This window comes from Asanoa iriomotensis (assembly GCF_016862515.1).
In the GTDB taxonomy this organism is placed as follows: Bacteria; Actinomycetota; Actinomycetes; order Mycobacteriales; family Micromonosporaceae; genus Asanoa; species Asanoa iriomotensis.
The window spans coordinates 13318-27225 of the sequence record NZ_BONC01000036.1 but is presented as its reverse complement, the minus strand read 5'-3'; the positions used below and the strand labels follow the sequence as shown (position 1 = coordinate 27225).

Below are 13908 nucleotides of genomic sequence, written 5' to 3'. Positions count from 1 at the left end.
CAACACGGAGGGAACCACCATGAGCGACCACCCCAGCGCCCCCGCGATCGAAGCGAAGGGCTTGGTGAAGACGTTCGGCGATACCCGGGCACTCGACGGCATCGACCTGCTCGTACCCGCTGGCAGTGTCTATGGTTTGTTGGGCCCCAACGGTGCCGGCAAGACCACCGCCGTCCGGGTGTTGGCCACGTTGACCCGCCCCGATGGCGGTTCGGCGACGGTGTTCGGGCACGACGTGGTGCGCGAGGCCAGTGCCGTGCGCGCCAAGGTCAGCATGACCGGCCAGTACGCGTCGGTCGACGAGGACCTGACGGGCGTCGAGAACCTGATCCTGATCGGCCGGCTGCTCGGGCACCGCAAGCCGGCCGCGAAGGCCCGCGCGGACGAGCTGCTCGCCGCGTTCGGGCTGACCGAGGCCGCCGACCGGCAGGTCAAGAAGTACTCGGGCGGCATGCGGCGCCGGATCGACATCGCGGCCAGCATTCTCAACACGCCTGAGCTGCTGTTCCTCGACGAGCCGACGACCGGCCTCGACCCGCGCAGCCGCAATCAGGTGTGGGACATCATCCGCTCGGTCGTGGCGCACGGCACGACGGTGCTGTTGACCACGCAGTACCTGGACGAGGCCGACCGCCTCGCGTCCCGGATCGCCGTGGTGGACCACGGCAAGGTGATCGCCGACGGTACGCCCGGCGAGCTGAAGTCGTCGATCGGCTCGGGCACGGTCCACGTGCGACTGCGGGACGCCGCGACGCGGACCAAGGCACAGGAGGTGCTGGCCCGGGCGCTGGGCGCGGCGGTCGAGCCGGATGCGGACCCGGTGTCGCTGACGGCGCGGGTCGAGGGCTCCGACTTCGAGGCGAGCACGCAGGCCGCGCGGGCGCTGTCCGAGTTGGCCGCCGCCGGCATCGTCGTCGACGACTTCTCCCTCGGCCAGCCGAGCCTCGACGAGGTGTTCCTGGCGCTGACCGACCACCCCGCTTCTGCTGAATTGGAGACCGCCCGATGAGCACCGCAGCCACCTCTTCTGACCTGCAGACCGTCTACGTGCCGTCCCCGGAGACGCTGGGTGCGGTCCTCGCGCCCGGTGCCCGACCGCCAAGGCCAAGCGCCTGGTCGTCCTCGGTGACGTTCGGCTGGCGGGCGATGCTGAAGATCAAGCACGTACCGGAGCAGCTCTTCGACGTCACGGCGTTCCCGATCATCATGACGCTGATGTTCACCTATCTCTTTGGTGGCGCGATCGCCGGCAGCGCGTCCGCGTACCTCCAGTTCTTCCTGCCCGGCATCATGGTCACGAGCGTCGTGATGATCACGATGTACACAGGCATCGGCCTCAACACGGACATCGAGAAGGGCGTCTTCGACCGCTTCCGCACCCTGCCGGTCTGGCGCCCATCAGCCCTGGTCGGCATGATCTTCGGCGACGTCCTCCGCTACATCCTGGCGGCCCTGGTCATCCTGGGCGTGGGCTTGATCCTGGGCTTCCGCCCAGACGGCGGCGTGATCGGCGTACTGGCCGGCATCGGCCTGCTGGTGGTCTTCTCGTTCGCGTTCTCGTGGGTCTGGACGATGTTCGGCCTGATCCTCCGCAGCGAGAAGTCCGTCATGGGCGTCAGCATGCTGGTCCTGTTCCCACTGACCTTCCTGAGCAACGTCTTCGTCGAGCCGTCAACTATGCCGGGGTGGCTGCAGGCGTTCGTGAAGGTCAACCCGATCACTCACCTGGTGGACGCGATCCGCTCGGTGATGAGCGGCTCCCCGGACGCGACGAGCATCATGTGGACGTTCCTGTGGAGCGCCGGCTTCGTGGTGGTCTTCGGTTTCCTCACGATGTACCGCTACAACCGCCGCTGACCGGGCCCCTTGGAGCGGCCTCGCGCTTGGGCGCGGGGCCGCTCTTTGTTTGTCCGGTGGGGGTCCGCGGTAACCGGGACCGGTAGCCGCGCCGCCCACCGCCTTGGTCTGCCGGGTCCGCGTGGGCACGGCCCACGGCCGAGGCCGCTGGCCCGCATTCGCTTGCTTGCCGGGTCCGCGGAGGCCCGGACACACTCGCTTGCATGCCCGCTCCGCAGAGCCGAACCCACAACCCACCCGCCAGCCCACACCCAGTTATTCGCCCCGCACCGTAGAGGCCTGTACCCACAACCCACGCCGCCAGCACGCGCTCGCTTGGGCGTTCGGTCCGCGGAGGGCCGGGCCGACGACCGACGCGGCGACAGCCCGCGTTCGGCGTCTCTACAACCGCCAGGTGGTGGGGGTGGATGGGGCGTAGCGACAGGTTGAGCCCGTTGAGACCGCGTCGCGGAGGTGGAGGGCCAGGTCCGGGTGGCGTTCGTCGATCTTGCGTAGGGTGTCGCGGATGCGGGCCGTTACCGTTTTGCGGGCTCGTTCTGCCTCGTCGCCCAGGTTGCGGGTGCGGCCGCCCAACCCCGCCGCGGCGCGGAGTTCCTCGATCAGCGCCCGGCGTTCCCGGTCGAACAAGGCCAGCTTGGCGTTGTCGCCGCGGTCGGCGGCCAGGTCGATTGCCTCGTCGAGTTCGCTCAGGCGGCGCTTGTAGCGGGACTTCGCCTCCTCGTCGAGGATCGGGTCGCTGCCCATACGGCGGGCTGCCAGCAGCTCCGGGCCGGCTGCGGGGTCGAGCAGCACGACCGCGGCGATGTCTTCGCCTGGGTGGGTGAGCAGCTCGTGCAGGTCGCGCAAGCCCTTCGCGTCGGGCAGATGGACCACGCGGCCGGCGAACGCCAGGCGCCACACGTCGCCCTCCCGGCGGAACTCCGAAGCCGGCGCCGCTGCACGGCCGGCCGAGGAGGTTGCCGAGCCGCTACCGTCGCGAGCGCCGCCTGGATTTGAATCAGCGAGACCACCCCGATCCAGCTCAACCGGATCATCGCGGTGGCCGGCCCGAGCGTCGGCTCGGCTCAACCCGTCCGGGCCGACCCTGCGATCGCCGCTCGGGTCTTCCGCACCTTGGCCGTTGCCAACGGTTCGTTGGTCTGCGGGTTGCGATAGGTCGGCAGCGGAGGAGCCGACACCCGACCGCACGCCATGCGCGGAGGTCGGACGGCGGCTGGTCGTCGGTGGGTCGGCCTGGCCGTTCGCGCCCCGGTGGGCCGCCGGCAAGTCAAAGTCGTCCGCCGGCCGGTCCGAGCCGTCGGCAGGCCGATCCGAGCCCCCCGCAGGCCGATCCGAGCCATCCGCCACCTGGTCTACCGACGGCAGCGAAAACACCCCGCCCGCTCCCCGCGATGCCGCGGGAGTAGGCCGCGTGGCCAGTGCGCGAGCATCCTCGGCCACGTGCGGCATGTCCAGGGCCGTCGCCTCGCGCTCCACCTCGGACAGCAACCCCGCCGCCGGCTTGCCGCGGGCCAGCAGCGTCGCCGCCAGGTCCAGCCGGGCCAGGACCGACCACGGCCGCGCGCCCAACGCGTCAGCCGCCTGATAAGCCCTGGTGAAACCCTCCTCCGCCGACTCCCAGCGCTCCTCCGCCGCCTCGACGCGGGCCAGCCACAGCTCGACCGGGCCGCTCACGTCGCACCCGTACAACGCCACCAGCCACTCGGCCCGGTGCGGCGCGAACGCAGCGCGGGTCTGGGCGCACAGGTCCGGATCGCGGGTCAGCACCGCCAACTCTGCCACCAAACGCAGGTAGAGCGGCTCCAGCCACCGCTTGTAGGCGCCGTCGCGGTGATCCACCTCGGCCAGGAGGCGCAGGCCTGGGCCAGGGTCGCCCTGTGCCACCGCGGTCAGGGCCGTCACCAGCGGGTAGTAGGGCGCGTGCGCGGCCTCGCGGACCTCCAGCAACCGGGCCGCGTCCGCGAAGCGGCCCCGCAGCATCAGCAGCGCCCACTGCAGGTGTTGGCCCATGTAGGCGTTCTCGTCCTGCGAGCCGTCCATGAAAACCGACAGGTCGCGTTGCAGCGTGGCCGCCTCGGTGAACTCGCCGCGTAGCGTCGCGATGATGCTCCGGTCGATGTTGGACATCATCCGCGCCATCGCCACGTCGATCTGCTCGGTCATCGCGTGCAGCGCCTGCAACTGCTCGTAGTAGGCCGGGTCGCCCATCTCCAGCAGCGCGACCCACCGCAGCGACGCCGCGAAGGCTGCCGTCTGCCAGTCGCGGCTGCGCCGGGCGACGATTTCCATCTCGGACATCAGCGCCGCGCGCTCGCGGGCCGAGCCCAAACCCCAGATCGAGTCGTGCCGGCTCCACAGGCTGAACGCCAGCGCCTCGTCGTTCTGGTCGGCTCGGGCCGCCATCTCGGTGCGGGCGATCAGGTCGGCGACCAGGCGCTCCCGTGGCAGGTCAGCGTCGCTGTCGGCAGCTCCGTAGCCGGCGTGCGCCTCGCGGAGCACCGCCTCGATCTGTGGGCCACGGGTGCTGCGCGGGCCGCGGTGCCGCTCGGCGACCAGCGCCACCCGAGCGAGCGCGCCCGGGTCGTCCAGGGACCGCGCGACCTCGGCCGCGGCCCAGATCTGGGCCCACGCGTCTTCGCGGGTGATGCCGTGGAAGAGCTGCATCGCGAGGTCGAGGTGCAGCATCACCCGCCGCGCCGGGTCGTCGGCGGCGCGCTCGAGCGCGCGGCGGAAATGGTTGTGCGCCTCCTCCGGCGCCAGCCGGCCCGCCGCGTCGCGTGCCGCGGTCACCAGATGGTCGACGGCCAGCGAGGCCGGCACCGCGTCGCCGGCCGCGTAAGCGTGCCGGGCCAGGTCGGCCGGGAACAGGCGGCCGCGCAACCCCGAGGTCTCGTCGACCGCCAGCACCACCGCCGCGTGCCGCGTGCGCCGGGCCGGGTCGGAGAGCGCGTCGTAAAGCGTCTCGCGGACCAGGTCGTGCCCGAACGCGAACCGCCCACCGCCCCGGCCTACCACGAGCCGCGCCGCGATCGCCTGGTCGAGCAGGCGGTCGACCTGCGGCACCGGTGCGGCAACGACCGCGGCCAGCAACTGCCGGTGGAACTCGTGCCCGAGCACGGACGCTGCGGTCAACAGCTCGACCAGCGCTGACGGCAACAGCTCGAGCCGGCGGCGCACGGTGTCGCGTACACCTGGCGGAATGGCCGTCAAAGAACCGTCGACCCGCCACAGCCGGGCGGTCTGCTCCACGAAGAACGGGTTGCCCCCGGTGCGGCGGTGCACCTCGGCGACGACGTCGGCGCCGGCGCCGCGCCCGGCGACTCGCTCGATCAGCGTGCCCACCTCGGCGGGCTCCAGGCCGGTCAGCGTGACCGTGGTGGCCTTGGCCTGCAGCCCCGACAGCAGCGGGCGCAGCGGGTGGGCGGTCGACTCGACCTCGACGTCGCGGTAGGTGCCGATCAGCAGCAGCCGCTCGAACCACGTGTGCTGCGCCGCGAACTCGAGCAAGCGCAGCGACGCCGCGTCGGCCCAGTGCAGGTCGTCGAAGACGACCATGACCGGCGCCTGCTGGGAGGCGGCGACGAGCGCGGCGGTGACCTCGTCGTAGAGCGTGAACGCCTCGTCGTCGGCCTCGGTCGTCTTGCCGAGCAGCACCGCGAGCGCCCCGCCGCCCGCCTCCTGGATCGCCGCCCACTGGTCGGGGTCGACGTGCCGGCGCAGCGCACGCAGCGCCTGCACCCACGGCCAGTAGCCGGGCGCGCTCTCCGAATCCCAGCAGCGCCCGCCGATCACCGTCACGCCGCGCGCCCGGGCCTCGTCGACCGCGCCGGTCACCAGCGTGGTCTTGCCGATCCCCGCCTCGCCGGTGACCAGGACCAACCCGCCGTGGCTCTCCGTCACCCGGTCGATCTCGGCACGCAGCACCGCGGCGGGATGCTCCCGCCCGATGACCGTCTCCCCCACCCGGGTCCCCATGACCCATAGACGGTATCGGACCCCACCGACACTTTCGGTTACGCGAGGTGTCCGGGGTAGAGCAGGGCGAGCTGATGCGGGTACGCGGCGATGAGGCGCAGCTCGTCGTCGGTGAGCGGCCGCCCGGTCGCCGCGTTGCACAGCTGCACCAGCTTGAAGGTCAACTCCGGCTCCGTCACCTCGACGCCCAGCCCGTCCAGGACGTGCCGGAAGCCGGCCATCCCGCCGTACTCCCCCGTCAAGACGACCCGCCCGGCCGCCGCGTGCCAGTCCGAAGGGAACGGCCCGAGCACGTCCTCGTCGTACAACTCGTAGTTTCGATGGTCCTTGAGCGCCCCGTCCGCGTGGATGCCGGACTCGTGCGCGAAGGCGTTGCGCCCGACCCCCGGCTGGTTGATGGGCAAGGGCTGGCCGAACGCGTACGCGGCCCAGAAGGCGAACCGCCGCGCCCACGAGAGGTCCAACGAGTCGCCGATCTCCACCTCGTCGGCCACGCCGAAGCCGTTGCGCAACGCCAGGATCGTCGAGACCAGGTCGGCGTTGCCCGAGCGCTCGCCGATCCCGTTGACGCACGTGTTGATCCAGGCGTCCTGGCCCGCGTCAAGGTCGCCGAGCGCACCGGCAACGGAATTGGCAACGGCCATGCCGAGGTCGTTGTGGCAGTGCGTCTCGACCGGCATGCCGACCGCGGTGGCCAACTTGGCGAACCGCTCCCCGATCCGGCCCGGTGTCTCGCCGCCGATCGTGTCGCAGTAGCGCACCCGGTCGGCGCCCGCCTCCTTGGCCGCCAGCGCGAACTCGGTGAGGAAAGCGAAATCGGTGCGCGACCCGTCCTCGGCGTTGACGCCCACGGTCTCGACTCCGGCCTCCTTCGCGGCGCGGACCGCGGCGACCATCTCCGCGATCACGGCAGCGCGGTCGAACTTGCCGCGGAACTTGTTGCGCAACATCTGGTCGCTGGTCGAGATCGAGAGGTTGTAGTGCTTCAGCCCCAACGGCGCGGACGCCACCACGTCGCCGGCCACCGCCCGGGTCCAGCCCGACAGCCGCAGGTCGCCGAACGCGCCGGCCTCGGCCAGCGCCACCTGCGCCCGCACGTAGGGCACCTCGTGGAACAGGAACGGGAAGCCGATCTCGGACTGCGCGACGCCGAGCCGCGCCAGGTAGAAGTTGACCATCGTCTTGCCGAACTTGGACAGCCCGGTCCGGGCCGTCTGGACGCCGTCGCGGTTGGTGACGTCGAGGAAATGGATACGTGGCATAACCTCAGGTTGACATCACGGGTTGCGAACGGTCAACGTTGACTAAAATCAACATTCACGCTGGTACGGAGGCACGATGGAGCAGCTCACGGGCTGGTTGACGGCGACCGAGGCGGCCGAACGGCTGGGTGTGAAGCCAGCCACGCTGTACGCGTACGTCAGCCGCGGCGTGCTCGCCCGGCGGCGATCTCCAGCCGGCCAGAGCCTGTTCGACCCCGCCGAGGTGGAACTCCTGGCCCGGCGCGGCCGCCCACGCCGGGCCACGGGCGCCTCCGAGGTGGTGATCGAGTCGGGCATCACCGCGCTCGGCGCGGACCACCCGTTCTACCGCGGCCGCGACGCGCTCGACCTCGCCGCCCTCGCGTCGTTCGAGGAGGTCGCCGAAGGGCTCTGGACCGGTTCATTCGAAGCCGGTCCACGGAACTGGCGGGCCGGGCCCGCGGCAGTCGAGACCGGTCGGGCGGCCGCCGCCGCACTGCCTGCCAACGTGCTTCCGCTCGACCGGATCCAGGCGATCGTGCCGGCGCTCGCCGTCGCGGATCCGCTTCGCGGCAACCTCGATCCGGCGGCGGTGGTCGACATCGGCCGGGCGCTGATCGCCGGGATCGTCGACTGCCTGCCCGCGCGGGGTCCGGCCGCGGACGACAGCATCGCGGCCCGGCTCGCCGCGCGGCTGGGTGCGGAGAACCGGTTCATCGACGGCGTCCGCGCGGCCCTGGTGCTGCTCGCGGACCACGAGCTGGCCGCCTCGACGCTGGCCGCCCGGGTGGCCGCGTCGGTCCGCGCCGACCCGTATGCGGTGGTCGTCACGGGCCTGGCCACCGTCAGCGGCGCCCTGCACGGCGGCGCCTCGCTGGGCGCCGAGGCGCTGCTCGACGCCGTCACGGACCCGGGTGGGGCCGACGAGGCGATCGGACTGCGGCTGCGCCGTGGCGAGCGGATCCCCGGGTTCGGCCACTCGGTCTACAAGTCCGGCGACGGCCGGGCCGGCGCCCTGCTTAACCGGATCACCTCCGCCGCGCCGGACCATCCCGTGCTGGCCACCGCCACGGCCCTGCTCGATGCCGCCCGCCGGCGCCGCCTGCCGGCACCCAACATCGACTTCGCACTGGCCACGCTGACCCGGGCCGCCGGACTGCCCAAGGGATCCGGCGAGGCGATCTTCGCGGTCGCCCGCATCGCCGGGTGGCTCGCGCACGCGATGGAGGAATACGAGCGGCGCACGCCGTTGCGGCTCCGTGCCGTCTATATCGGACCGACGAGCTAGCGATCCCCGGCCCGGGCCGCACGGACTTAACCCCTTGGCGAACCGGTTGAGTCGGGTTACGGTGATCGCTCGGAACCAGACTGAGAGGGGCAGGCCGATGCGGATCTGAGGTTGTCGACGCTTTCCGACAACCCTGGAGGACCGCCATGTCTCCTGCCGTTCTTATTTCCGATCTCTCTTTCTCCTGGCCCGACGGCGAGCCCGTGTTCGACGGTCTCGACCTGACCATCGGCACCGGCCGCACCGCGCTGGTCGGCACCAACGGATCAGGCAAGTCCACATTGCTACGCCTGGTGACCGGGGCGCTCGCACCGAGCCGCGGCACCGTCCGGGTCGAGGGCACCCTCGGCTACCTGCCGCAGGACCTCACACTCGACGCCGCCCGGACGGTCGACGACGTGCTCGGCATCGCCGCCACGCGGAGGGCGCTCGCGGCGATCGAACGCGGCGGCGCCGACCCGGCGCTGTACGCGACCGTCGGCGACGACTGGAACGTCGACGACCGCGCCCGGGAGACGCTCGACCGCCTCGGACTCGGCCACGTCGGCTTGGACCGGCCCGTCGGCGCGCTCTCCGGCGGCGAGGCCGTGCTGCTCGGGCTCGCGGGCCAACTGTTGCGGCGGCCGCACGTACTCCTGCTCGACGAACCGACCAACAACCTCGACGTCGCCGGGCGGCGCCGCCTGTCCGAGACCGTGGCCGCGTGGTCCGGGGTCCTGCTCCTGGTCAGTCACGACCGCGAGTTGCTCGACCTGGTGGACCAGGTGGTCGACCTGCGGGACGGCGGGGTGCGGGTGTTCGGCGGCACGTTCAGCGAGTACGAGGTCGCGCTCGCCGTCGAACAGGAGGCCGCGCAGCGCGCCGTGCGGGCCGCCGAGGGCGATGTGCGGCGACAGCGGCGCGAGTTGGCCGACGCACACGTCAAGCTCGCGCGGCGGGTCCGCTACGGGCAGAAGATGTGGGACAACAAGCGCGAGCCGAAGGCGGTGATGTCCGAACGCAGGCGGCAGGCACAGGTGTCCGCCGGCAAGCACCGCGGCCTGCACGAGGACCGGCTCGCGGACGCCCGCGAGCGGCTGGCGTCGGCCGAGGAGGCGGTCCGCGACGACGCGCCGATCCGGATCGACCTCCCGGCGACGGCCGTACCCGGGGCGCGCCGGGTGCTCAGCATCCGCGACGCCGTTCTGCGCAATGGTGCACCGATCAACCTCGACGTGTACGGCCCGGAGCGGGTCGCGCTGCTCGGGACCAACGGGTCGGGCAAGACCACGCTGTTGTCCGCGCTCGCCGGCCGGTTGCCGGCCGACGCGGGCATGGTCGACGTGGCGGTGCCGGTGCGGTTGTTGCCGCAACGGCTCGACGTACTCGATGACGATCTGTCGATCGTTGCCAACGTGCGGCGGCTGGCGCCGACGGCGGACGAGAACGCGATCCGGGCGCGGCTGGCCCGGTTCCTGTTCCGTGGTGCGCGGGCCGAGCGTCCGGTGGGCACGCTTTCGGGTGGCGAGCGGTTCCGGGCGACGCTGGCGGCGCTGCTGCTGGCCGAGCCGGCGCCGCAGTTGCTGCTGCTCGACGAGCCGACGAACAACCTCGACCTGGCCAGCGTGCGGCAGCTGTCCGAGTCGCTGGCGGCCTATCGCGGTGCGCTGATGATCGCGAGCCACGACCTGGGCTTCCTTCGTACGCTCGGCATAAACCGCTGGTTGTACCTCGACGGCGTGTTGCGCAACGCCTCGCGATAGGGCTCGTCGTGAGCCAGGGTGGTGCTCGGCGGAGTGCCACCCTGGCCCGCGCGAGGGCCCCTAAGCTGGTGTGGTGATGCGGTTTCGAATCAGCGAGGCGGCCGAGCTGCTCGGGGTCAGCCCCGACACGGTGCGGCGGTGGATCGACGCCGGCCGGCTGCCCGCCGACCGGGACGAGCACGGTCACCGGCTGATCGACGGCGCGGAGCTGGCGGCGTTCGCCCGTGCGCAGCACGAGCAGGCCGAGGGTGGCGAGACGTCCGCGCGCAACCGGCTGCGCGGCATCGTCACCGCGGTGGTCAAGGACGGCGTGATGGCCCAGGTCGACATCCAGGCGGGTCCGTTCCGGATCGTCTCCCTGATGAGCCGTGAGGCGGTCGACGAGCTCGACCTGCGGGTCGGCTCGGTCGCGACCGCGGTCATCAAATCGACCACCGTCGTAGTGGAGAAGGCTCCTTCCCGGCGTTAGAGTCGTCGATGTAGAGCGGCGGCGCGCTCACCCCGAGCTGGGAGGAGAGCCTTGTGCCGTCCATTTCTCGTCGCACCCTGTTGCGGGTCGGCGGCGCCACCGTCGTCGCCAACGGTTTCGCCCGCCAGATGCTGGCGGCCCCCGTGGTCTCCGCCGATCTCGTCGTCTACGGCGCCACCTCGGGTGGGTTGGTCGCCGCGATCCAGGCGCGCCGGATGGGTCGCACAGCCGTGGTGTTGGAGCCCTCCGCGCATCTGGGCGGCCTGACCACCGGCGGGCTCGGCCAGACCGACAGCGGAGTGGCGGCGTCCATCAAGGGCATCGCGGGTGAGTTCTATCGGCGGATCCACGGGGTGTACGCGGGGACGCCGGTGACACCGACCTCGCCGGCCCGGTTCACCTTCGAGCCGCACGTGGCCCGGGCGGTGTTCGACGCGATGCTCGCCGAGGCGGACGTGCCTGTCTACTTCGGATTGCGGCTCGCTTCTGTTGCGAAGTCGGGCAATCGGCTCGTGGAGGTGGTGGGCACCAACGGGCAGGCGTTCCGGGGTGGGATGTTCGTCGATGCGTCGTACGAGGGTGACCTGATGGATCGAGCCGGGGTGGCTTGGACGGTCGGGCGGGAGAGCAACGCGACCTACGGCGAGACGATCAACGGCGTTCAGCTCCGAAGTGGACATCAGTTCAACTTCCCGGTTTCGCCGTACGTGGTGGCGGGGAACCCGTCTTCGGGGCTGTTGCCGGGCATCTCTGGCACGCCGGTGGCGCCTGGCGGGTCCGGGGACGGGCTGATCCAGGCCTACAACTACCGGATGTGCCTGACGCAGGCTTCGTCGCGGATCCCGTTCCCGCGGCCCGCCGCCTACGATCCGGTGGCCTACGAATTGCTGCTGCGGTATATCCAGGCGGGTTGGAACGGGCCGTTCTTCACCACGCACGGGGTCGGCGGCGGCAAGACGGACTCCAACAACAACGGCGCGGTGTCGACCGACTTCATCGGCGGAAACTATGCGTATCCGACCGCTTCCTACTCCGCTCGGGAGAGCATCGCGGCCGCGCATCTCGCTTACCAGCAGGGTTTGATGTGGTTCCTGGCCAACGACCCGCGGGTGCCGGCGCCGATCCGGGCGGCGACGGCGTCGTGGGGGCTGGCGGCGGACGAGTTCACGGCCACGGGCGGTTGGCCACCGCAGTTGTACGTGCGCGAGGCGCGGCGTCTGCTGTCCTCCTATGTGATGACGGAGCGGGAGTGTCGGGGGCAGTCCTCGGCGCCGGACCCGGTGGGTCTCGCGAGCTACACGATGGACTCGCACAACTGCCAGCGGGTGGTGGTCGGCGGTGTGGTGCGCAACGAGGGCGATGTGCAGGTCGGTGTGCCAGGGCCCTACGGGATCAGTTACCGCTCGATCGTGCCGGTCGAGGCGCAGTGCGCCAACCTGCTCGTGCCGGTGTGCCTGTCGGCCAGCCATATCGCGTACGGCTCGATCCGGATGGAACCGGTGTTCATGATCCTCGGCCAGTCCGCGGCGACGGCGGCCGTCCTGGCCCTGGCCGCGTCGTCATCGGTGCAACAGGTCCCTTACGCGACGCTGCGGGCGCGCCTGCTGGCCGACGGCCAGTTGCTCCAGTGGCCGCCGCCCGCGGGCCCGGGCGAGGTGATCGTCGACAGCCACGACCCGTCGGTGACCCGGGCGGGAACGTGGGTGTCGAGCACGTCGATCGGCGGCTACTGGGGCACGGACTACGAGCACGACGGCAACACGGCCAAGGGAGTGAACCGGTTACGCTTCCGCCCGAACCTGCCGACGGCGGGCACCTACGCGGTGTACCTGCGCTGGACCGCGGACCCGAACCGGGCCAGCAACGTCCCGATCGACATCGTCCACAATGGCGGCGTGACGACCCGCGTGGTCGACCAGCGCGGCAGCGGGGGCCAGTGGGTCTCGCTGGGTTCTTATGCGTGCGCGGCCGGCACGACCGCGAGCGTGCTGATCCGCACGGAGAACACGAACGGCTACGTCATCGCCGACGCGGCCCGCTGGGTACTCTCCGCTTGACCGGTCAAGCCACCGAACGACAATTCGGTGATTCGGTACTCTTTCCGGGATCGACCACCTCCAGGAAGGGCAGCCCGGATGCCCCGCAGGACCGAGCCCGTGACCCGAAAGGTCAAAGCGGCCCAGACCCGCGCGGCGCTACTGACCGCGGCCCGCACCCTCTTCGCGGAGCGCGGCTACCTGAACACCAAGATCACCGACATCACTGCGGCGGCCGGGCGCTCGACAGGCTCGTTCTACGAACATTTCGCGAGCAAGGACGAGTTGCTGGGGGCGCTGCTCGCGGAGTTGGAGAGCGCGGCCGATGACCGCTTGCCTTTCGACGCGCACGCGCGGGATCACGACCTGACCGACCGGTCCCAGCTCCGCGAACATCTGGCGATCGCGTGGTCGGTGATGACGGACCACCGCCCGGTCACGGTGGCCCTCTTTCAGTCGATGATCGCCGCTGATCCGGCGTCGGGCCGGGCGTGGCAGGACCTGACCACCCGGTCGGAGACGCTCCGCGACCACCTGGCCCACTTACGCGACCGCGGCCATCCACTCCCGGGCGACCCGGAGCTTGTCGGTGCGGCGATAGCCGCGATGCTGTCGACCCTCAACTACGCCCTCCCGGACGCCAACGCGGACACGGTCATCGACACGCTCACGGACCTGCTCCTGACCGGCTTGGCTGGCGACCAAGTCACGTAGTGCCTCGGATTTGATGGCCCGGCTTGCTCGCGGGCATCGACGCACGACCAGCCGCACGGACCGAGTCCAACGCGGGGCTGCGCAACCGCCAATTGACCGGCCCCAGCGACAACCCCAACCCACCGGGCTCGACTGCGGTTGCCCCCAGCAAAGCGCGCCACCCCGGTTGACCGTTTGAGCCACCACCCACCGACCCCAGCAGAAACCGCCCTAGCACCGATCGACCGCCTCAACCAACACCCACCGAGCCGGCCAGCAACCGCCCCAGCACCGATCGACCACCTCAACCAACACCCACCGAGCCGGCCAGCAACCGCCCCAGCACCGATCGACCACCTCAACCAACACCCACCGAGGCCGGCGGAGGCGGCGCCAGTGTTGGTTGGCCGGTTCAGTCGCTGCTCGTGCGAGGCGAGGTCGGTGCCGCTTGGTCGGACCTCGTCGCCCGATGGTCGGGGGCGGACGCCTTCGAAAGAGGTGGGCGGCCCGCCGCTTGGGGTCGACCAGCAGGCCGCTTGGCCAGGCCGCTGCCGGAACGGTGGCCCCCGACTTCGGCGACCCGAGCAGCCTTTGTTCCCTCTGCGTG

At 71.2% G+C, this 13908-nt stretch carries 9 protein-coding genes; 7 read left to right on the top strand and 2 right to left on the bottom strand.

Going from position 1 to position 13908, the window contains the following annotated elements:
* The first annotated feature begins 19 nt into the window (after window positions 1-19).
* Both Air01nite_RS24090 and Air01nite_RS24085 read left to right on the top strand, forming a co-directional pair.
* Window positions 20-1009 (top strand): ATP-binding cassette domain-containing protein, encoded by a 990-nt coding sequence (locus tag Air01nite_RS24090; protein WP_203705435.1) that lies wholly within the window; start codon window positions 20-22, stop codon window positions 1007-1009.
* The gene (locus tag Air01nite_RS24085) at window positions 1006-1857 is read left to right on the top strand and encodes an ABC transporter permease (protein WP_203705433.1); all 852 of its coding nucleotides are present in this window, start codon (window positions 1006-1008) and stop codon (window positions 1855-1857) included. Before Air01nite_RS24090 ends, Air01nite_RS24085 begins: the two co-directional genes overlap by 4 nt.
* Before the next feature lie 381 nt (window positions 1858-2238).
* Here Air01nite_RS24085 and Air01nite_RS24080 read toward each other — a convergent pair whose 3' ends face one another.
* Both Air01nite_RS24080 and Air01nite_RS24075 read right to left on the bottom strand, forming a co-directional pair.
* Window positions 2239-5832, bottom strand: a complete 3594-nt coding sequence (locus Air01nite_RS24080) for an AAA family ATPase (protein WP_203705431.1) — start codon at window positions 5830-5832, stop codon at window positions 2239-2241.
* Window positions 5833-5870: 38 nt separating this feature from the next.
* On the bottom strand, window positions 5871-7094 hold the full coding sequence (locus tag Air01nite_RS24075) for a LeuA family protein (protein ID WP_203705429.1): 1224 nt from the start codon (window positions 7092-7094) through the stop codon (window positions 5871-5873).
* Window positions 7095-7170: 76 nt separating this feature from the next.
* On the opposite strand from Air01nite_RS24075, the gene Air01nite_RS24070 reads away from it, so the two are divergent.
* The 5 genes from Air01nite_RS24070 to Air01nite_RS24050 all read left to right on the top strand — a co-directional run bounded on the left by Air01nite_RS24070 (window position 7171) and on the right by Air01nite_RS24050 (window position 13322).
* Window positions 7171-8361, top strand: a complete 1191-nt coding sequence (locus Air01nite_RS24070; protein WP_203705426.1) for a citrate synthase — start codon at window positions 7171-7173, stop codon at window positions 8359-8361.
* 146 nt (window positions 8362-8507) lie between these two features.
* Entirely contained in the window at window positions 8508-10103 is a 1596-nt protein-coding gene (locus Air01nite_RS24065) for an ABC-F family ATP-binding cassette domain-containing protein (protein ID WP_203705424.1), read from the top strand.
* Window positions 10104-10176: 73 nt separating this feature from the next.
* Window positions 10177-10572: a TOBE domain-containing protein gene (locus tag Air01nite_RS24060; protein WP_203705423.1), complete on the top strand. Its 396-nt coding sequence runs from the start codon at window positions 10177-10179 to the stop codon at window positions 10570-10572.
* A 53-nt stretch (window positions 10573-10625) separates the two neighbouring features.
* Complete coding sequence (locus Air01nite_RS24055) at window positions 10626-12629, top strand: FAD-dependent oxidoreductase (protein ID WP_239090923.1); 2004 nt, start codon at window positions 10626-10628, stop codon at window positions 12627-12629.
* A 99-nt stretch (window positions 12630-12728) separates the two neighbouring features.
* Window positions 12729-13322: a TetR/AcrR family transcriptional regulator gene (locus tag Air01nite_RS24050; RefSeq protein WP_239090922.1), complete on the top strand. Its 594-nt coding sequence runs from the start codon at window positions 12729-12731 to the stop codon at window positions 13320-13322.
* Window positions 13323-13908: the final 586 nt, after the last annotated feature.